The sequence below is a fragment of the Salibacterium lacus genome, assembly GCF_042684865.1.
In the GTDB taxonomy this organism is placed as follows: domain Bacteria; phylum Bacillota; class Bacilli; order Bacillales; family Marinococcaceae; genus Salibacterium; species Salibacterium lacus.
On record NZ_JBHUML010000001.1, the window covers coordinates 16,805 to 36,340 of the forward strand.

At 47.3% G+C, this 19,536-nt stretch carries 23 protein-coding genes; 7 read left to right on the forward strand and 16 right to left on the reverse strand.

Translation table 11 applies throughout. The features are described 5' to 3' along the window. Nucleotides 1-116 precede the first annotated feature (116 nt). The gene (locus ACFSUB_RS00115) at nucleotides 117-1,523 is read right to left on the reverse strand and encodes a Glu/Leu/Phe/Val family dehydrogenase (RefSeq protein ID WP_380711174.1); all 1,407 of its coding nucleotides are present in this window, start codon (nucleotides 1,521-1,523) and stop codon (nucleotides 117-119) included. Nucleotides 1,524-1,969: 446 nt separating this feature from the next. On the opposite strand from ACFSUB_RS00115, the gene ectA reads away from it, so the two are divergent. The 4 genes from ectA to ACFSUB_RS00135 all read left to right on the forward strand — a co-directional run bounded on the left by ectA (nucleotide 1,970) and on the right by ACFSUB_RS00135 (nucleotide 4,815). Beyond that, the gene (ectA, locus tag ACFSUB_RS00120; protein WP_380711175.1) at nucleotides 1,970-2,488 is read left to right on the forward strand and encodes a diaminobutyrate acetyltransferase; all 519 of its coding nucleotides are present in this window, start codon (nucleotides 1,970-1,972) and stop codon (nucleotides 2,486-2,488) included. A 55-nt stretch (nucleotides 2,489-2,543) separates the two neighbouring features. Further along, nucleotides 2,544-3,827 carry a diaminobutyrate--2-oxoglutarate transaminase gene (gene ectB, locus ACFSUB_RS00125; RefSeq protein ID WP_380711176.1) on the forward strand — a complete coding sequence of 428 codons (1,284 nt, stop codon included), beginning with the start codon at nucleotides 2,544-2,546 and terminating at the stop codon, nucleotides 3,825-3,827. 111 nt (nucleotides 3,828-3,938) lie between these two features. Further along, nucleotides 3,939-4,325, forward strand: coding sequence for an ectoine synthase (locus ACFSUB_RS00130; protein WP_380711177.1), 387 nt, complete (start codon nucleotides 3,939-3,941; stop codon nucleotides 4,323-4,325). Between the two features lie 283 nt (nucleotides 4,326-4,608). Then, entirely contained in the window at nucleotides 4,609-4,815 is a 207-nt protein-coding gene (locus ACFSUB_RS00135; protein WP_380711178.1) for a hypothetical protein, read from the forward strand. On the opposite strand, the gene ACFSUB_RS00140 is transcribed toward ACFSUB_RS00135, so the two are convergent. From ACFSUB_RS00140 to ACFSUB_RS00165, 6 genes are all read right to left on the reverse strand, one after another. Further along, a complete protein-coding gene (locus tag ACFSUB_RS00140) occupies nucleotides 4,812-5,051 on the reverse strand; it encodes a hypothetical protein (protein ID WP_380711179.1) in 240 nt (79 codons plus the stop codon). The genes ACFSUB_RS00135 and ACFSUB_RS00140 overlap by 4 nt on opposite strands. Before the next feature lie 237 nt (nucleotides 5,052-5,288). Next, entirely contained in the window at nucleotides 5,289-6,053 is a 765-nt protein-coding gene (locus ACFSUB_RS00145; protein WP_380711180.1) for a DeoR/GlpR family DNA-binding transcription regulator, read from the reverse strand. Between the two features lie 117 nt (nucleotides 6,054-6,170). Further along, nucleotides 6,171-7,289, reverse strand: a complete 1,119-nt coding sequence (gene ald, locus ACFSUB_RS00150; protein ID WP_380711181.1) for an alanine dehydrogenase — start codon at nucleotides 7,287-7,289, stop codon at nucleotides 6,171-6,173. A 123-nt stretch (nucleotides 7,290-7,412) separates the two neighbouring features. Beyond that, on the reverse strand, nucleotides 7,413-8,636 hold the full coding sequence (locus ACFSUB_RS00155) for a PucR family transcriptional regulator (protein ID WP_380711182.1): 1,224 nt from the start codon (nucleotides 8,634-8,636) through the stop codon (nucleotides 7,413-7,415). Between the two features lie 27 nt (nucleotides 8,637-8,663). Then, nucleotides 8,664-8,870 carry a zinc ribbon domain-containing protein gene (locus ACFSUB_RS00160; RefSeq protein WP_380711183.1) on the reverse strand — a complete coding sequence of 69 codons (207 nt, stop codon included), beginning with the start codon at nucleotides 8,868-8,870 and terminating at the stop codon, nucleotides 8,664-8,666. A 60-nt stretch (nucleotides 8,871-8,930) separates the two neighbouring features. After that, nucleotides 8,931-9,803, reverse strand: a complete 873-nt coding sequence (locus ACFSUB_RS00165) for a DNA-3-methyladenine glycosylase family protein (RefSeq protein WP_380711184.1) — start codon at nucleotides 9,801-9,803, stop codon at nucleotides 8,931-8,933. 127 nt (nucleotides 9,804-9,930) lie between these two features. Between ACFSUB_RS00165 and ACFSUB_RS00170 the strand changes: the two genes are divergently transcribed. Beyond that, the gene (locus ACFSUB_RS00170; RefSeq protein WP_380711185.1) at nucleotides 9,931-10,281 is read left to right on the forward strand and encodes a GAF domain-containing protein; all 351 of its coding nucleotides are present in this window, start codon (nucleotides 9,931-9,933) and stop codon (nucleotides 10,279-10,281) included. 131 nt (nucleotides 10,282-10,412) lie between these two features. Here the strand turns inward: ACFSUB_RS00170 and pdaA are convergent, their stop codons facing one another. Continuing rightward, a complete protein-coding gene (gene pdaA / locus ACFSUB_RS00175) occupies nucleotides 10,413-11,198 on the reverse strand; it encodes a delta-lactam-biosynthetic de-N-acetylase (RefSeq protein ID WP_380711186.1) in 786 nt (261 codons plus the stop codon). Nucleotides 11,199-11,340: 142 nt separating this feature from the next. Between pdaA and ACFSUB_RS00180 the strand changes: the two genes are divergently transcribed. Further along, complete coding sequence (locus tag ACFSUB_RS00180; RefSeq protein ID WP_380711187.1) at nucleotides 11,341-12,870, forward strand: AbgT family transporter; 1,530 nt, start codon at nucleotides 11,341-11,343, stop codon at nucleotides 12,868-12,870. Between the two features lie 49 nt (nucleotides 12,871-12,919). Here ACFSUB_RS00180 and ACFSUB_RS00185 read toward each other — a convergent pair whose 3' ends face one another. The 6 genes from ACFSUB_RS00185 to ACFSUB_RS00210 all read right to left on the reverse strand — a co-directional run bounded on the left by ACFSUB_RS00185 (nucleotide 12,920) and on the right by ACFSUB_RS00210 (nucleotide 17,110). Further along, nucleotides 12,920-13,519: a histidine phosphatase family protein gene (locus ACFSUB_RS00185; protein WP_380711188.1), complete on the reverse strand. Its 600-nt coding sequence runs from the start codon at nucleotides 13,517-13,519 to the stop codon at nucleotides 12,920-12,922. A 2-nt stretch (nucleotides 13,520-13,521) separates the two neighbouring features. Beyond that, nucleotides 13,522-13,725, reverse strand: a complete 204-nt coding sequence (locus tag ACFSUB_RS00190; RefSeq protein WP_380711189.1) for a hypothetical protein — start codon at nucleotides 13,723-13,725, stop codon at nucleotides 13,522-13,524. A 4-nt stretch (nucleotides 13,726-13,729) separates the two neighbouring features. Further along, nucleotides 13,730-15,088 carry an MATE family efflux transporter gene (locus ACFSUB_RS00195; RefSeq protein WP_380711190.1) on the reverse strand — a complete coding sequence of 453 codons (1,359 nt, stop codon included), beginning with the start codon at nucleotides 15,086-15,088 and terminating at the stop codon, nucleotides 13,730-13,732. 50 nt (nucleotides 15,089-15,138) lie between these two features. Continuing rightward, nucleotides 15,139-15,525: an OsmC family protein gene (locus ACFSUB_RS00200; protein WP_380711191.1), complete on the reverse strand. Its 387-nt coding sequence runs from the start codon at nucleotides 15,523-15,525 to the stop codon at nucleotides 15,139-15,141. 170 nt (nucleotides 15,526-15,695) lie between these two features. Continuing rightward, nucleotides 15,696-16,496: a VLRF1 family aeRF1-type release factor gene (locus tag ACFSUB_RS00205; RefSeq protein WP_380711192.1), complete on the reverse strand. Its 801-nt coding sequence runs from the start codon at nucleotides 16,494-16,496 to the stop codon at nucleotides 15,696-15,698. Between the two features lie 182 nt (nucleotides 16,497-16,678). After that, nucleotides 16,679-17,110: a hypothetical protein gene (locus ACFSUB_RS00210; protein ID WP_380711193.1), complete on the reverse strand. Its 432-nt coding sequence runs from the start codon at nucleotides 17,108-17,110 to the stop codon at nucleotides 16,679-16,681. 271 nt (nucleotides 17,111-17,381) lie between these two features. Between ACFSUB_RS00210 and ACFSUB_RS00215 the strand changes: the two genes are divergently transcribed. Next, nucleotides 17,382-17,546 (forward strand): FbpB family small basic protein, encoded by a 165-nt coding sequence (locus ACFSUB_RS00215; RefSeq protein WP_380711194.1) that lies wholly within the window; start codon nucleotides 17,382-17,384, stop codon nucleotides 17,544-17,546. A 388-nt stretch (nucleotides 17,547-17,934) separates the two neighbouring features. Here the strand turns inward: ACFSUB_RS00215 and ACFSUB_RS00220 are convergent, their stop codons facing one another. After that, complete coding sequence (locus ACFSUB_RS00220; protein ID WP_380711195.1) at nucleotides 17,935-18,813, reverse strand: alpha/beta hydrolase; 879 nt, start codon at nucleotides 18,811-18,813, stop codon at nucleotides 17,935-17,937. Between the two features lie 286 nt (nucleotides 18,814-19,099). Beyond that, nucleotides 19,100-19,534, reverse strand: coding sequence for a ferritin-like domain-containing protein (locus tag ACFSUB_RS00225; RefSeq protein ID WP_380711196.1), 435 nt, complete (start codon nucleotides 19,532-19,534; stop codon nucleotides 19,100-19,102). Between the last annotated feature and the right edge of the window lie 2 nt (nucleotides 19,535-19,536).

A 19,536-nucleotide genomic window follows, 5' to 3' on the forward strand; every position in this document is an offset into this window, starting at 1 on the left:
ACGTCTCCGGTTCCCTGGAGCAAAGAAAGAGTGCGATACAAAACAAAGTGCCGAGCGATTTATATTAAGAATCGCTCGGCACTTTGTCTTGTACGAATAGCTTCATCAAAACTAGTTTAGAATAATTTCCCGTGTTTGTAGAGCAGGGATGTGAGTCTTCGCAGAGCTATGGAGTAGCAGGTAAAGCGCATAGTGTGTTCGCTGTCGTGAAAGTATTCTTCAAATACCTTCTGCAGCGTTGATTTCATCTGCGCTCCCATTTCTTTTACGATTTCATCTTTGGAATACATTTCCGTCACGCGGCTCTGCTTCCATTCGAGGTAGGATACGTGCACCCCGCCGGCGTTGGCCAGAATGTCAGGGATAATCACTTTGCCTTTTTCCTGCAGATGCAGATCCGCCTCGACCGATACCGGAGCATTTGCCCCTTCCACGAGGATATCAGCTTTTATATCTTTCATGTTTTCTTTTGTTACCTGATCTTCCACCGCCGCAAAAATGAGAACGTCTACGTCCAGAGTCAGCACGGCATCAGGAGCGGCCGTTTCAGCTGTAATATTATATTCGTCAAGCTGTTCTTTCGTGTTCGGAAGCCGTTTATATCTGCTATTGTATTCCTCCAGCTTCTTGATGTTCAGTCCTTCCGGATTCATCAATGTAACAAACTGATCGGATACTGCCGTCACTCTGTGCTTCACATCAGAACAGTTATAAGCTTCCAGTGCAGCGACACTGCCGACATTTCCAAAACCCTGCACCGCCATATCCACCGGATCTTTCTGGATGAATTTTTCATACAGGTTTTCAAGGGTCTGCCACTGATTGGTTCTCGCTTCATGGCGCGCTTCTTCCTTTTCACGTTTCTCTGCAAACCATTCATTCAATAAATAGAAGTAACTGAGGTACGTACCGATGCCTGTAGATTCCCGGCGTCCTCTGGCCCCATTATTTTCCACGCTTTTTCCTGTGAACGATCCGCTGTAAGCCTGACCCGGATGGATCGTTTTGTATTCTCCCACCATCCAGTCAATAATGCGTTCATTCGTTCCAAGATCCGGCGCGGGAATATCTTGAGTCGGTCCGATATTCAAGGCAAAACGCTGTACGTATTTTTTACTGACAAGATTCAGTTCACGCTCGGTAAAATCACGCGGATTGATGTCCACTCCGCCTTTCGCCCCGCCGAACGGAAGACCGTGAAGCGCATTTTTGAGCGTCATCAGAATCGCCAGGTTTTCCACCTCGCTTTCTTCGATATTGTCACTGAAACGAATACCGCCTTTATAGAATCCGCTTATGTTATTGTGCTGCACCCGGTACGCCGGAATCCGGATAATCCCTCCGTCTTCACGGGAGACGCGGATGTAGCTTTTAATGATTTTGTCCGTCGTTTTAAGTATTTCACCGGCGGACTCCAATGTCATTTCGCGCTCGGAAGAATCGTCCATCTCCAGAAAATCTTCTTTTTCTTTCAGGTCTTTAATCACCTCTTCAATCAATACTCTCGTCTGAGAGCGGTCCATAAAACAGCCTCCTTTAGTATGTAGTCTACCGCTTCCATTACCTATTCCATGACATTCCAAACCTTAAATCGGCGGATTTTTTCGAAAAAAGATTTTGATGAGGTCGAAGGTCTTAAATCCAGCGGTATAAAAGGAAAAACCAGAACCGTATGTTTCAAATCGGCTGTATAACCTATTATACCCAAGCATTATGTAAGCGTGACTGTCTTTATTAAGTGCAACGCTTAATAACGCTTAGTAAGCGCAATTAATCCAATTCAACTGCATTTGAATTTTTTTTCTGTGCATCCTATGATTAAACAAGAAACAAAGGATAACAAACATTTCCTGCCGGCCCGGATCCTTCCGGAACAGGATGAGGCGCGGGAAACAAAAAGTTTGAGATTCACACTCGGGAGGAATAAGTTATTAAAGTTCTTATTAATCAAAACGAAGGTGATCAAAAGATGGGAACAAAACAAAATGGCACTACCGTTACAATGGATGCATTAACTTTTGAAAAACCGCAGGTCGAAGATGGCAGGGACATGTGGGAGCTCGTAAAGAATTCCACACTTGATCTGAATTCGTCCTACAAATACATCATGATGTGCGAATTTTTCGCTGAAACGTGTGTCGTCGCAAAAGACAAAGGAGAACTGGCAGGGTTTGTCACAGCTTTCATCCCTCCTGAAAAACAGGACACTGTTTTTGTATGGCAGGTAGGAGTGGACCCTTCCCAGCGCGGAAAAGGTCTGGCATCCCGTTTGATTAATGAACTGCTGGAACGTGTCGCCGACAAAGATGTGAAATATCTGGAAGCTACTGTCACACCGTCCAATGAAGCGTCCCAGGCGCTTTTTAACAAGACAGCCAGAACCTATGGTACAAACTGTGAGGTTTCCGAATGTTTCGCAGAAGAACTGTTTCCAGGAGACGAACACGAAGCTGAATTAACGTTCCGCATCGGACCCATCCACCAATAAAAGGCAAGCGCCCCGGTCAATAAAGGAAGATTACGAAGGAGGATCCATCATTACAATGAATGAAAACGACCTTGGTATATTTGAGAAGTACGAATCGGAAGTACGCAGTTATGTCCGCGGCTTTCCTACTGTCTTTCATGAAGCAAAGGGATGTAAGATATGGGATATGGACGGAAACGAATATATTGATTTCTTTTCCGGAGCCGGCGCCCTGAATTACGGCCACAATGATGAAAATATGAAACAGAAGCTTCTCGATTATATCCAGGAGGACGGCATCACCCACTCTCTGGATATGGCGTCAAAAACGAAAGGGGAATTTCTTCAAAAGTTCCATGACGTCATCCTCGAGCCACGTAACCTGAACTACAAAGTCATGTTCCCCGGACCAACAGGCACAAACAGCGTGGAGAGTGCTCTGAAGCTCGCCCGCAAAGTGACCGGACGCACAAATGTCGTCAGCTTCACACACGGTTTCCACGGCATGACAATCGGCGCACTTTCTGTAACCGGAAACGCCTTTAAACGGAACGGCGCGGGTATTCCCCTCAGCCACTCCTATACCATGCCGTTTGACAATTACCTGAATGACATGGAACAGGAAACAGATTTCATCGAACGCATTCTGGATGACAGCGGCAGCGGCGTGGAGATGCCGGCAGCCTTTATTCTCGAAACGGTACAGGGTGAAGGCGGCCTGAATGCTGCGCGCATGGAATGGCTTCAAAAAATAGAAAAAATCTGCCGGGACCGGGACATTCTTTTAATTGTCGATGATGTTCAGGCAGGTGTCGGCCGCACCGGAACATTCTTTAGTTTCGAACCGGCAGGCATCACACCTGACATTGTCTGCCTTTCCAAATCGATCGGCGGCTACGGTCTGCCCCTCGCGCTCACCTTGATTCATCCGGATTATGACAAGTTTGAGCCGGGAGAACATAACGGTACATTCCGCGGCAACAACATGGCGTTTGTCACAGGAATGGAAGCTCTGAACTACTGGAAAGACGACAGCCTGAGCAAAAGCATTCAGGAAAAATCCGAACGAATTTACACGTTCCTGGGTAACATGATAGACAAGTATCCGCAGCTCCAGGGAACCCACAGGGGCCGCGGCTTTATGCAGGGTATTGCATGCGGCGTGGAAGACATGGCAGATGCCGTAGCGGCAAAATGCTTTGAACACGGTCTGATTATGGAAACAGCCGGTTCCGACGATGAAGTCTTCAAACTATTCCCGCCTATTACAATTGATGACGAGAATCTTGATAAAGGCCTGGCTATTCTCGAAAAAGCAATCGAAAAAGCAGTCGAAGAAAAAAATCCTGTAACGACGTAGAAAAGTGAAGTTAATCCGGGAAGGCCTTGATAGAAGGACAGTCCGATCAGGCCTTCCCCATTTATGTAATGTTCCAACTACAATCCATGCACTACACGAGGAGGCTTTTTCATGAAGGTAGTAAAACTCGAAGATATCATCGGCACCGATCAGGAAGTGGATGACGGCAACTGGGTCAGCCGGCGTCTTATTCTCAAGCAGGACAACATGGGGTATTCCGTTCACGATACAATTATCCGCGCAGGTACGGAAACTCATATATGGTACAAGAACCATCTCGAGACTGTCTACTGCATTGAAGGGGAAGGGGAAGTGGAGACCCTGAGCGACAATAAAATCCACCCTATCTCGGCCGATACGGTGTATGCGCTGGATAAGCATGACGACCATATGCTTCGTGCCACCAAAGACATGAGAATGATCTGTGTGTTCAATCCGCCGCTCAGCGGTCGTGAAGTTCACGATGAAAACGGGGTTTATCCTGTAGATGACGAGTAAGAAACATATGGAACAGCTATAGGAAGAATGGGCAGTTTCCAGAGGGAGGACAGCACTCCTTTATGGAGGCTGCTTTTTCTTTTATAAAAAGGGAAAAGCTTGGACAGGGGTCCGCCTGAAGCGATTTATTCGCTGGTAAACATTTTGTTATACTTCTTCCCAGTATGAAAAGCATAGTTCTACCTCAAAAAGCCGGGCTGGGAGTATATTGTTTGAAACCAGGAACGGAACCCTCCCGTACAGTATGATATGTACTTAATCATAAGAAATGGAGGAGAAAAAGATGGAGTTTCTGGGATTGGGCATTGCTGCCGTTTTTCTGTTCTTTCTCGTTATACTGTTTCTACTCAACATTATTACAAGTATCTGGTCATACCGTGACGCGGTTGCGAAAGGGAACAGCAAGGAATTCGCCCTGCTGATCCTTCTCGGCACGCTGTTTTTTCCGCTGGTCGGCTTGATCATTTACTTGTTTATCCGCAATCGTTAATGAAGGTATTGCGTTTTGAATTCGACATTTTCCGCGTCCATGCCGATTTTTTTCAAAAATGTCCGTACTTCCTTTATTGATTTTGCGGGATATTGAAAATCGCAGATGGACGGTCGGTTTTCCTGAAAATCAACCGTTGCAAAGCAGAACGTTTCTTCCTCTGCATTATAATAAATCAAGAGCGGTAAATGATGTTCCGGGTGCGTAACCTCACCCTTATACACATGATAAGACATCGTTCCTGCCAACTCCTTCATGGGGGTATCGTTTTAGTATTACTGTCATCTTATTTGCATCGATTAAAGATGGCAGGGCATGAAGCCTATTCCATTTTATCATGACAAGCTTCTTTCTATCAGCTGTCGAATGTCATAGCCCCAAAAAGAATCATGCCAAAAAGAGGCTTCTCCCGTACGGAAGAAGCCTCTTGTATATCGTAACGCCCTTTTGGAAGGTGACGCCGATACTGTGTTTTAATGCTGCCCGGCGATGATTAGTTCAACGCCGTGTTCCTGCAGCACTTTCTGCATCTCCGGCGGAGGCGGGACATCTGTAATGACAGCATCTGCTTCTGCCAGCCCCATCCCCCGGTAAAAATGCTTCTTATAAAACTTCGTGTGATCCGCGAGTACGTAAACCTTACCGGCGCGGTCCGCCATTTTCCGTTTCACGGCAGCATCTTCCTCATGCGCGTGATAAAACCCGTCCTCACTGACCCCTATGACACCTATAAAGGCCCGGTCCGCGTAATACCCGGCCAGTTTTTCCAATGTGCCGGGACCATATAAGAAACGATGTTCAGGGTGTAGCCGCCCGCCAAGCAGATAGATATCTGTTTCCATTTGATGAGGAAGCCGTTCCGCATTTTCCAATGAGTTTGTAATAACGGTAAGCGGGACAGTGGTAATCTGCTCAGCGGTAAACTGAACTGTCGTGGAAGCATCCAGCATGACCGTTTCCCCCTGTTTAATACGTGAAACGGCTTCCAGTGCAATATTTTGCTTCTCTAAGGACGCACGTTCCAGGCGTTCGCCGTACCCTTTTAGTGTTTCTTTGACAGCTGAAAGCATAACACCGCCGTGGGTCCGTACGACCATTCCCTGTTCTGCCAGCTTCACTGTATCCCGCCGCGCTGTATCCCGCGAAATACTGAATTGACGGCACATTTCCTGAATGCTCATGCGCTGATGCTGTTTAAGATACTGAAGAATGGCTTCCATCCGTTCTTCCTGATACATACCGCGGACTCCTTTTCTTCATTTCTCTTTCATTGTAAGCGAAATACTTAAATTTTTCAATGAAAATCCTTATAATGAATGAAACCTGCTGACAGAATCAGCAGGTCGTCATATTTCTTATTGTTTCACCGCTTCAGATACCTCGGTATAGGGATAACCGAGGGCTTCAGCGACCGCCTTGTACGTGACGGCCCCGCCGGCGGTATTAATTCCTTTTTCCAGAGCAGGGTTGTCCGCTGCTGCTTTGTGAATGCCGGATCCTGCAATCGCCAGCGCATAAGGAAGTGTCACATTCGTCAATGCGATGGTCGAAGTGCGGGGAACAGCACCCGGCATGTTGGCTACCGCGTAATGAAGAACGCCATGCTTTGTATAAGTAGGCTGGTCGTGGGTGGTAATCGTATCAGCCGTTTCGATAATACCGCCCTGATCAATCGCGACATCGACAACGACCGATCCCGGCGTCATCGATTTGATCATATCGTCGGTCACCAGTTTCGGTGCTTTAGCCCCGGGGATAAGGACCGCTCCGATGACAAGATCGGAATGTTTCACTTCTTCTGCGATATTCATCGGATTGGACATCATGGTGCGGATGGCACCGTGATACAGGTTGTCAATCTCGCGGAGACGTTCCGGATTCACATCGACAATCGTGACATCAGCCCCAAGACCCTGCGCGATGACCGCGGCATTGGTTCCGACGATTCCTCCGCCGATGATGGTTACTTTTCCCCTTTTGACGCCCGGAACACCGGACAACAGAATCCCTTTTCCACCTTTTGGTTTTTCGAGAAACTGGGCCCCGATCTGGGAGGACATCCGCCCTGCCACTTCACTCATCGGTGTCAAAAGCGGCAGCGTGCCGTTCACTTCCACTGTTTCATAAGCAACCGACGTCATGCCGGACTCCACCAGCGCATGAACAAGGTCGGGTTCGGCCGCAAGGTGAAGATACGTAAACAGCAGCAGATCTTTCCGGAAATAAGAAAATTCCGATGTAAGCGGCTCTTTTACTTTCAGGACAAGATCGGCACTGTTCCATACATCTGCGGCTTCTGCTTTAATTTCGGCTCCAGCCTCTTCATATTCCGCGTCTGAAAATCCGCTTCCTTCCCCTGCCGATGTTTCCACCAGCACGTGATGACCGGCTTCTGCAAAGGAATGCACACCTGCGGGTGTCATAGCCACCCGGTTTTCGTTATTTTTGATTTCTTTTGGGATTCCGATAATCACTGGCATTCACCTCCGCTGATAACTTCTGCTTTTAGTATAGCCGAAAAAACAGAGGGTACGCATCATGAAGCTTCCAGAAATAAAACGATCCAATTTGTGAAATTTCACAATCGATGGTTCTTACTATTTCATCTCTTCCATGGTCATTTCCAGCAGCAGCGACAACTTGTGATAGGCATTTTTTAAGTCTTTTTGAATGATGTCTTCCACCCGCCTGATGCGGTAGGACATCGTATTCACATGCACATGCATCATTTCCGACGCTTTTTTCATATTGCCATCTACATGCAAAAACGTACGGAGACTATCAAACAACTCGGTTTGATTTGCTTTATCATATTCATGAAGTGCTGTCAAAGATGGATCGCCCTCGGGGTCCCTGTTTTTCTTCTTCTTTATAACATCGGCGTACCGGTAAAAACCAAGTTCTTCATACCGCAGAAACGGCGAACGGTCTCCGGACAGCTGCCGGTTCACTTCCAGAACGTGAAGCGCTTCTTCGTAACTTTGTTTGATGCGGGAAAGACTCCGGTACACACTTCCTGCCCCGGGCTGCATCTCCTCAATCTGAAACCGCTCCTTCATCATGACTGGAAAATCGTGCAGAAACAGGCGGATGCCCTCTTCTGAATAAGGATAGACCGGTTCGGCCAGAAATACGATTCTGTTTTGATCTCTCGTATGAAAATAACTTTTCACTTTTCTGGACGTATTCATCACATAAATTATTTTGTCATAAAGGGAATCATCAAGTGTTATTCCGGACTCCAGTACAATAACGGCGCTGCGGGACGGAAGAGCGTTGAACCAGTTCGAAAGCTGTCCGGCAATCTCCTCTTCTTGTGCTGCATCACCGGTCAACAGCCGCCAGAAATAGTCACGACGGTGCTGCTGCATTGCGGTATGGCTGGTCTGCACCTGCTGCAGCTGTACAATCGCTTTGGCGGCGGCTTTTTTTAAAAACGCGGCATCCTGCTCTTCCAACGAACGACTGCCTTCAAGCACCCATATGTAACCGAGGATGTCTTTGTTGTTTCTGACCGGCGCTGCCATTCTTCTCCCAAGACCTATATCGTGGATTTCAGGAATACGCACCGGCTCTTCGTTCTGGTGAAGTGCCGGTAGAATGCCCTCTTTCCACAGTTTGTTAATGACATGCTCCGGAACGCGTCTTCCAATGATGGTGGATACTCTGGCCGCATCGGTATGATCGTCATGGGTACTGTAAGCCAGAAGGCGGTGACTGCTGTCTTCCACGGTGACCGGTCCCTGCATCATTTCACTGATGCAGTCCGCCAATTCTTCCATCGATGAAAACGTACGATCCAAAGCGTTGTGTTTATCCAACAAGCGCCTCCCCCCTTTTTACAGTTTTTACCTTCCAAGAAAAAAGTCAAGCACTTTCGATGTACCGCTCACCTGGGCATTATACATTTCCGAGTAGCCGCAGTTTTTACAGTAAACGACGATAAAACGATTATTCTGCACATCAAAAAAACGGCTGAATCCGGTTCCTGATACGGCAATTTCTTTTGTGCCGGCTTCCTCATGGCCGCATTTCATGCATCCCTGTTGTTCCATATATCATATCTCCTTCTCTAAGTACTTATCATGTATTACGGCTGGTTCTCCTCCGCTGTTTCAGTTGAATTCAGTACTTAACCATATATACAACGCGGCGTAACTGGCGTAGGGGGACCACTCTTTGCTCTTCTCCTGAATTTCTTGCACCGATGGTTTTTCTTCCCTGCTCCAGAGATGTTTCAGACCATTTTGTATACCGATGTCCTTTGCCGGAAGCAGATCCGGACGACCCAGTCCGAAGAGCAAAAAGCACTGAGCCGTCCACGGGCCGACCCCGCGGATGGCGGTTAGTGTCTTCATGATTTCCTCATCCGGCTTTTCTTTAAGTGTCTCAAGATCCAGCTTTCCTTCCACTATCATTTTGGACGTATCAATGACGTATTCTGCTTTGCTGCGGCTGAACTGAAGCTCTTTCAGTTCAGCCGGCTCAAGCCCTGCAATGTGTTCCGGCTCCGGATAAAACCAGACATCATCGATCATCTCCCCGTATGTCTCTACAAAACGGGACGACAACGTATAAGCAAACGACATGTTCAGCTGCTGATGTATAATCGTTTTCATAAGGCACCCGTACGTTTCGAATTCACAGACGAGCGGCGTTCCGGCAAACCGTTCAAACAACGGCGCAAGATCCGTTGAATGAAAGTGTTCGTTGATTGTTTCAAGCGGCCGGTTCCATAAAAAAATAGATTCAGCCTTTGCGGCGGCGGCATCGGGAGGTACCGTGTCTCCCGTCAGATTCACGTTGTACCCTTCTTCGGTCCGGTAAAAGCGGAGTGTGATGCCTTCGGCTTTTCCATTATGTGCGACGGGGATTTTCAGCCTCTCCTCTTTCTCGTCGAGGTTGTGCAGCGGATCTGCGCCGAGACGCCGAAGCATGACAGGCACATTGTAGTTCCGGGGCAGGCTGATTTCTTCGTTCCACATCATCCGGCCCTCCTTTTTTCTTTTCATTGTACCATGCTTACGCTTATTTCCTAAACTTACTAGTCCGGGGTATGGAAGCTGTTTGATAGAATAAAAGTATTCCTGTCAGAAAAAAGGGGGGTACATACGAATGACTATCGCTACAGATCTTGCAACAATCCGTATTCTGGGATCCCTTCATCAATCCCTCACAGATTCTCCACTTTCGGAGACCGTGGAAACGTTATGCCGTGAAGTAGATTACATCGACTGGGCCGGCATTTATTTTTATGAAGAAGGTCAAACAAAACTGGCGGCCTGCGCATCAACCGATGCAGAAGACGCGGCCCTGCAGAGCCGGCTCGGCTTTCCGATCCACCTGCCGGACGGCACCGAAACCGGTGTGCTTGTCGTAAAAAGCAGACAGTGGATTGTGTTTGACGTCAATGACGTGCCAACACTTGAAACCATTGCTTCAGAAATTGGACAACAGAATGGGTAACCATGGATAACCAAAGACACTAGTGCCGCTCTCCGGCAGCAGGTGGTCTTAAAACTGATTCCAGAGGACAGTACCGGATTGTTTTCCGTGTGCATGTCCTCTGGAACTTATTTATATCCAAGATGATAATGTTACAAGAAGGGAACATTTTCTTCAGAGGTAAGAACGAGGTGGTCAAGATTCTGAAAGGTGTAGCCCTCTTCGCGGCATTCATCAATCACCCGCGCGAGCGCATCGGCATTGTCTTCAGAAACCGAGTGCAAAAGCATAACCGCCCCGGGATGAACTCTTTTCATAATGCTGCGGTAGGCGTGATCTGCTCCGTGCTGGCTTCCGGTCTCCCAGTCCACGTACGCAAACGACCAGAATACATTCGTGTACCCCAGTTTTTCGGTCTCAGCAAGGGTCCGCTCATTGAAAGTGCCTTTTGGCGGACGCAGGTACTGCATGTCCCGGCCGCCTGTCTTCTTCTGGTACTCGTCGTTCACCTTTGCCAGTTCCTTTTTCAATTCGTCCCGGTTCAATTCCGGAAGGCTCGGATGACTCCAGGAATGATTCCCGATGATGTGGCCTTCCTCTTCCATCCTCTCCACCAGTTCCGGGGCTGACTTCAAATAATGACCTGTCACGAAAAAAGCAGCAGGTACCTCTTTTTCTTTCAGCACATCGAGAATATCACCGGTATAGCCTTCCTCGTACCCATTGTCAAAGGTGAGATACAGTGTTTTATTCTCCGGTTTCCCGATGAAATAGCCGTTGTATGTCTGAAGAAGTTCTTTGTATTCCGGTTCGGTATCCGCCGGCTCATTATTTTCAGCGGGCTTGAAATTCCATCTGTAGATTTCTCCGGCATCGGCCATGCCCCACTGAAAGAAAAACCAGAAAGACAGAACGAAAACAGCACTGAGAGTCCGCATACCGATTCTCCTTTTTTATCTAGGTTTTGTTATCACGAATTTTTTATACTTTATTGTTACATTTTTGTGCAAAAATATTTTCAATTTTTATTGTAGTCTATATAATAGACAGCTGACGTAATCATTAGAAAGGATTTTATACATGAACGATTTAAAGAAAAAGAGTGTGCTGCAGCGCATGCTTGACGGTGTGGAACGCATCGGGAACAAACTTCCGCACCCGATAACACTGTTTGCGATCCTGGCGCTCCTTGTTATGATAGTCTCCGCCATTCTCGCTCCCTTCAATATACAGGTGGAAGATCCTGCTGCTGAAGGAGAAATGCTGACCGTCACAAACCTGCTGTCGGGAAGCGGCATTGAGTATATATTCACGAGCATGGTGGACAACTTTATTAACTTTGCGCCACTCGGTGTCGTTCTTGCGACGATGATCGGGATTGGTCTGGCAGAGCGGACAGGCCTGATCAGCGCGGCCCTGCGCGGGTTTGTCATGTCGATTCCATCCAAATTACTTACCGCCGGGCTTATTTTTGCAGGTATTATGTCCAATGTAGCAACAGACGCCGGCTACGTGGTGTTACCTCCGCTTGGGGCGATGCTGTTTGCCGCGCTTGGGCGCCATCCACTAGCCGGCCTGGCCGCGGCATTTGCCGGGGTATCTGCCGGATTCAGCGCCAACCTGCTGTTATCAGCACTGGATCCGATGCTTGGGGAACTAACTTCCCAGGCCGCTGCTACCATTGATCCAACGTATGCAGAAGGCATGAACAATGCGATGAACTATTATTTCATGATGGTCTCCACCATAGTACTGACCATCGTCGGAACATTCATCAGTGAAAAAATTGTAGAGCCCCGTCTTGGCTCCTATCAAGGGGAAGTACAGCAGGAATCCCCAGAGCTCACATCCCCGGAAAAGAAAGGAATGCTGTGGGCTGTCATTTCCTTTGTCGTATCAGCCGCCCTGCTTTCGCTGCTGATTGTTCCTGCCGGGGCCCCGCTCCGCGGAGAAGACGGAGCTATTGTTAATTCTCCATTTATGAGTGAACTGGTAGTCACCATCCTGATTCTTTTCTTCATCCCGGGGCTGGTCTACGGCATCGTCACAAAATCGATCAAAAGTGACAAAGATGTTGCCAATCAGTTGTCGGACACGATGGCGTCAATGGGCATGTTTATCGTACTTGCTTTTACGGCCGGACAGTTTGTCGCGTATTTCAGTGAAACGAATCTTGGCACCATTCTAAGCGTTGTCGGAGCAGACCTGCTCGACCGCTGGGAACCAGACGGCATTCTATTAATCCTGGGCTTTATTTTGATGGCAGGGTTCATCAATCTGTTTATCGGCAGTTCCTCGGCCAAATGGGCTATGTTAGCACCGGTATTTGTGCCGATTATGATGCAGCAGGGATATTCGCCGGAACTTACGCAGATGGCGTACAGGGTGGCAGACTCTGCAACCAACATTATAACGCCGTTAATGACGTATTTTGCTGTTATCATCGCGTTTGCCCAGAGATATGACAAAAATATGGGCATTGGCTCTTTAATCTCGGTGATGCTCCCCTATTCCATCGGGTTTTTGGTTATCTGGTCCATTCTGTTGATCGTCTGGATGCTTCTTGGCATCGATCTCGGGCCCGGATCCCCGATTCATTACAACGGATAAAAATAAAGACCGCGCTCCACCATATTTTGTGGCGCGCGGTCTTTTTTTATTATTTTAAATGGTGATACTGATTAATGTAGTGAATAGTGAGTCTGCCGTCTTTCCAGCTGATTTTGCTGACGCCCGTATTGTCAATTCTAAATGGACGGTGCAGCTTATCCCAGTCCTCACCGGCAAGCAGATACATCAAAAAGATAGTCAAAAATCCGCCGTGAGACACAATCGCAGCCGTTTCTTCTTCATTGATGCTTTTCACAAGATGATACAGCTTTTCGCAGCGGACCGTGATTTCTTCATCGGTTTCCGTTCCTTCAAGGCCCGAACGCAGAATCGTCGTCTGCCGGACTTTGGGGTACATCTCATAAATCTTTTCTCTCGTCTTCCCTTCAAGAGGCCCCAGATAAATCTCCCGGAAATCCTTCGACGGGACTGCCTTTTGTTTTTGATATTTCTCTATACCTGCCGCCGTTTCTCTGGCGCGGGTTAGATCGCTGGCGTAGAAATGGTCCAAGGGCAGATCAGCCATCGATTCCCCGAGCAGGCGGGCCTGTTCCCTGCCCTTGGCCGACAGTTCAAAATCCGCGGCACCCTGCACTCTCGCCTTACGGTTCCCTTCGGATTCCCCGTGTCTGATTAAGTACACAGCCATGCTTATCTCTCCTCGTTTTCCTTCCAGTCCTGTTTGAACTGGCGCAGTTTCACTGCAGTGTCCTGCAGTATCTTCTCTATTCGTTCGATTTCGCTTTTCTGCAGGTCATCCTCGTTTTCCATCTCCCCAAGCATTTCCTGCATCAGCGTCATTTTCTGCTTCAGATAATGGATCTGGCGCTTTTTTTCATGTACAGGGGTTCCCATCACACTATCCTTTCTGTTTCTCATCCCGGAAAATATCAATGTTCCGCCATTTCCCGAACTTGAAGTACACAGCAGCCGCTGCTGAACTTAAGATAAAGCTGCATCCGACTCCGATGCCGATACCGGTCTCGCCGTAAATCGAAGAAAACAGCCATGCCAGCGGAAAGCGCAGCGCCCAGAACGAAATAATGTTAAGAACGAGCACCTGCAGTACGGCCCCGGAGGACCGCACTATTCCGTTGAGGACAAAATTAATCCCGAGAAACGGATAAAAGAAAGCCACAATGCGCAGATACTCTGCGCCAAAAGAAATTGTTTCCTGATCATCAACAAACATACCCATTAACAGTTCAGCGCCGAGAAAGACAAGGGCGCTGATCGTTAGCGACACACTGAAAATAAGGATCAGTCCGCTTCTGGCAATATCCCCGACTCTGTCCCAGCGCGAGGCGCCAATGTTCTGTCCGGACATGCTCGTAATGGCGGAGCCGAGTGTTGTAGCAGGCATCATAATCAAGCTGTCAAGCCGCTGGGCAGCCCCGTACCCGGACACGACTGTTTCCCCGAAGGAAGTCACGACCGTCATGATAGCGAGCACTCCCCCGGAGATGGCCATCATCGAAACTCCTGAAGGGAGACCGAGTTTAAAAATCCGTTGAAATTCCGCTCGCGGAGGGAGGTTCGGAATTGTAAACGGAAGGCCTTTTTTGAAGATGGAATAAATAATTCCAAACAAAAACGCACTGCCCTGAGCGAGCACCGTGGCCCAGGCGGCACCTTCCATCCCCCAGCCAAATCCGGCAATAAACAATGGGTCAAGAATCATATTCAAAAGGACGGCTAAAGTAATAAAACGAAGCGGGGTTTTACTATCTCCGATTGCACGAAGAACGGTGCCGATAAAGTTATAGCCGAATAAAAACAATATCCCCGTGAAGTTAATGCGGAGATAATTGACTGCATCGGTCATCATCGACTCCGGCGTGCCCATCCATGTCAATATGTGCGGTGCCATGACAAAACCGATGACCCCGAGCAGTATTGATAACGTACCGAGAACAAAGACAAACGCGTTCAACGATCTTTTCAGACCGTCTTCGTCTTCTGCTCCTTTCCTTTGGGACAACACCGTCAGCGTTGCGCTGTTGATACCAATCACAAAAGAAAGGATCGTGAATACGACCGTCGATGAAATCGATACAGCCCCTAGTGCTGTGGACCCCAGTAAATTACCGACCCATAAACTGTCTATAATCTGATAAGAGCTCTGAAGCAGATTCCCGATAAAAATAGGAAACGCAAAAAGAATCATTTTGCGCATAATACTGCCTTCTGTAAAATCATACTGCCTGTTTCCTGCCATGCTTCTCGCTCTCCTGTACCGGTTTAAAGACTGTTTGATTCTTTTTCCTGTCAGCCGGTCTGTATTTCAAACGTCTCCGAAATATCGATGCTGTCTTTGACAGATTGCACCATGGAGCAATGTTTGCGGGTCCACTCAATGTTCTTTTCCATCTTGGTTTCATTTATATTATCGGCCTTCACGATAAAATGAAGATGAATACTTTGAATTTCATCGGCTCCTTCACCGCTTCTGGTCACTTCTGTCTGAATCTGAATATCGTGGACGGTCTGACGCCGTTTTTCCATGATTTTACGAAGAACGCCTCCGCTGCAGACAGCCACTGATGAGACGAGCAGCTGATAGGGACGGTACCCGTATGTCTCATCGGAGCACACCTGAAGTGTACCGTATTCCATCTCTGTCGAAAAACCTTGTTCCTGCATTTCAAATTCCATGATGTAACACTCCTCCTTCTCCACAATAAATCTTAGACTCCCTGAGTGTATCATGACGCATATCGCTGTGTCTTTTCCATCGTACCAAATGCGGTGCAGATTGCCACTCCATCTGCTTTACACCCTGCCCTCCGGGAATAAAAAAGCCGGGCTCGCTGCCCGGCTTTTTGTTACCGTACTTCTTCGTCGTATACTATATTCAGTATTTCATGAGCAGGCTTTGAAATGAGGTTTTTCGTCACCTTGTTAATAACGGTTGCGTTGAGATGTTCTTCTACGTCTTCGATGGATTCTTTACTTCCTATGAGGTATACTCCCCGCAGGCTGCGGTCCTTGATTTCCTTATCGAGCACGGAGGCCAGTTGTTTATACCAACGGTGTCTGTTTTCCTCAAACCTCTGCTGTACTTCATCCACCTGCGTGGACCCCGAAGAAGTGCGGTCCGATGAGGCATTCCCTTTGTACTGTTTCCAGTCTTCGGATTCTACTTCCCAGCTGAAATGTTTTTCGTCCCGGATTTCACCAAGCGCGGCATCAATTAACACGACGTCGCTTTTCTGAACAAGAAGAATACCAACAGCTGGAAATTCCGCCTGCAGTTCTTCAAGCTGGTCGACCACCGGATAGCTTTCCCAGTGGAATGCCGTCTCGACCGGAACCTGGAGGATTTTTTCGACATGAAATTCACCATCAGCCGACGCCATGAATACAAATCCTTTCTGCAGGTTCATCTGCTGGTCGTAGATTTCCTTGTTGGCTTGTTCGGCCAGTTTTTTATAGGCTTTCTCTTCCTCTTTAGTACCGCTTGTTTCGATATATTCCTTCAAATGTTTCAGTCCGTTTTTCAGACGGATTTTCCATTCTCCTCCGTGCTGGGAGCCATCAGCGAAATCTGTATTTAAATAAATGGTAAGTATACCCGTTTGATTTTCCTGTTGTTTGTACGTCTTCAATTCGTCAGCTAAAGTCATATACACATTTCCTCCTCATGCAGAATATCATCCTGTTATTTTTGCTACGGTTAATATAACCTTTACAATCCAGATATAAACTACAAATTCAAAGGGGCAGCGGGATTTCTCTATCAAGCCGCATCCTGCATGATCCTTACCCTGTACATTAAAAACGGCCCGGATCCCCGGACCGTTCTGAGTTATGACTGATCGTCTGTTGTTGGCAGTTTCTCCACATTTTCCGCCTGCTCAATCTGCTTTTGTTCCGAATCTTCCTGATTCAGTTCTCTTATTTCACGGGCTGTCTGTTCGGCCTGACTTTTTGCCGATAACGCTGTTTCCTTTAGATGTCCTGCGCGGTCGGCGATATCCTGCACGTCATCAGATGCCGACTGCAGAAGGTGGGACAGTTCATTGGAGGCCCCTTTCACTTTGGTGATAAGTTCCTCCCGGTTTTCTGAAAGAAATGAACTTACGTGATTCACTGTGGAAGCTGTCTGTTTCGTGCCGCGTACAATCGATGTTCTCGTTCGTTTGTTAAAAGTCAGCACAGCGGCGGCAGCTGTTACTCCTCCTGCAATCAACCCGATCGTCCATCCCCTGCTGGATATGTTGTTTTTTGTCTGCTGCATAGGTTTATCCACCTTTCCAATGAACCCTGGTTATTTACGTATTAGTATGTACTTACCACGAATTGATTAAAAATATTCTTCAAATTTCATGTCGAAGTACGAACCTAGTTTCATTATAAAGAATGTTCGCATCTTTTCAACCTGTCAGCATCCCAATTTACGTAAATTAAAAGTATTCAAAAAAAAGTAACATTTTATTCATTTATTATGTTTTTTTATTCGTTATAATGGAAATGGTAGGAGAGAGAAAAAAATAAAAGGATGGTGGAGTATGAGAAAACCAATGCGTTCTTCAATGGAAGATTTGATTGCTGAAAACAAACAGGAGCTTTTAAGAGATCCGTCCGCTATAAATGAGATAGAAAAAAAGCTGGATGAGAAAAAAGCAAAAGAAGTGTACGTGGAGACTCAAGACGAAACGAAGCGGGTGCAGTAAAAACAGCCCCGAACCTCTCCAGCAGATGAAGAGAGGGATTAAAAAGATATAGGTCGGATAAAAGGGGGTGTATCAAAAAGTACAGCTCCTTTTTTATGGAAGAGGCGGAATCCTTTCATACCGTCCTTGTATCCGGATGGGAAAGCATCCGGCTTCAGCACATCCCGGCGTATTAATAAGCGCCTCTGCCTGTCTTTCAGCCGGCCGTGGACACTATGTACGTTGTCCGGCAGGTTAGTGTCCATGGAGCTTCCGATACGGAATAGTCTCAGGCCTGACTCAGGTGCCGGACCATGCTTATCTGTAAATAAGGAGTTGTACCAATAGGTTCAGCTCCGGAAATACAGCAAAGCGGCTGCTTTTGATACAGCCTCTTTTACAATACATATCATGTCTTTTCCTCTTTTTTCAGCTTGTCATGAATCAGCCGGTAGGTCAGCTGCTTTTGTGCTTTTTGTTCATTTAGAAGATGGTGGCGGGCTTCGTTGATCAAAATTCGTTCCGAGCGCGGGAACAATTCCGCATACGCTTTTAAATTATGCTTCCACTCCAGCGTTTGATCCTTTGTGCCCTGCAGGATGGCGATCGGTTTTTGAGATGGCTGCTTTTTCATGATATTTCGTTCCCACTGAAACATCGAATGTACCCAGGTCAACGGGATGGTATCACCTTCGAGCGGATCATTTTTCAACTGTTCCATAAAAGCTTCAGCACCGGTAGACATCCGAAACTTTCGGGGTAGTTCGTTTTGCATCAGAGACACAAGCGGTACTGCCATTTTCACCAGGTGCCATTGATTGGAGCGGATAAGAGGCGAGACGAGCACTACGTTTTGAAACATTGCGGCGTCCTCTGCGCTTAATAAGTAGTCGGCAAGAACCGCCCCTCCCGTGCTGTGCCCGACTCCATGTATCTTCTCTGTTCCCTCCAGACGAAGCTTGGATAATACAGCAGAAAGGGATTCGCGGTATTCAGCAAAGACCTCTGTTTTCCGTTTGGGCCCACCCGAACACCCATGACCGGGCAGATCAAACGCTGCCACATGATAGCCGTGTTCTGTTAAAAAGCGGATACCGTCAGCATGAACACCGGTATGATCAAACAGACCATGCAAAAACAGGACAAGCGGTGCATCATGAGGTTGACGAAACATCTGATAAAACAGGTAGTAACCTTGAAACGGGACATACTGCGCTTTATGCTCCACGTGTTGGAACGAAAGGTTATACCGTTGTCTGTAGGTGGATATATCCGGGGTGTAATCCATTCTGCTTTTTTCCTTTCTTTTATTTCCTCAGCCGGATGATCTAAAAATCCCATCTCAGCCTCATCATATTATCATCCAGTGGATATTGTAACGATATTCCTGTCTCTTCCCAACGCTTTTCCCATTGTTTCTGATTAAACTCATTCGTAAACGGTCCAGAGGCCTTTTTGTGCCTTCAAGATCCAGAAAAGGGATGGTAAAACAGTATGCAGCGCTCTATCAGGTGAGAATCCATCCGCAAAAAAAGAGCTGCCCGTCTGCCGGACAGCCCCTGCGCCATATGGCATTACTGCATTCTCGGATCGGAAAGCAGACGTCCCAGTTCTTCCATATGACCGGTTTCGTCTGTGATGAAATCTTCCAGTCTGTTCTGCAGTTCAATCAGACCGATTGCTTCTGCCTGTTTGGCCCGCTGCTTGTAACGTTCGATTGTATCTTCTTCCGATTTTTTGGCAGCTTGAAGCATTTCCTTCACGTCATCGGTCTGTTTGATGTCAGCCGGTTTTGTTGTTGGTTCGCCGCCGAGCGTTTTGATTTTTTCTGCAAGATAGAGCGCATGTGCCTGCTCGTCGGTTACTTCGCCTTCAAAAAACGGCTTCAACACCTGCCGGTACATGCCGGAGACGACGGCTGCGTAGTTGTTGTACATGATGATTGCTGCATATTCATGAGCGAGGTCTACATTTAGTCCATCAATTAATTCTTTGGTTTGATTGTCCATTG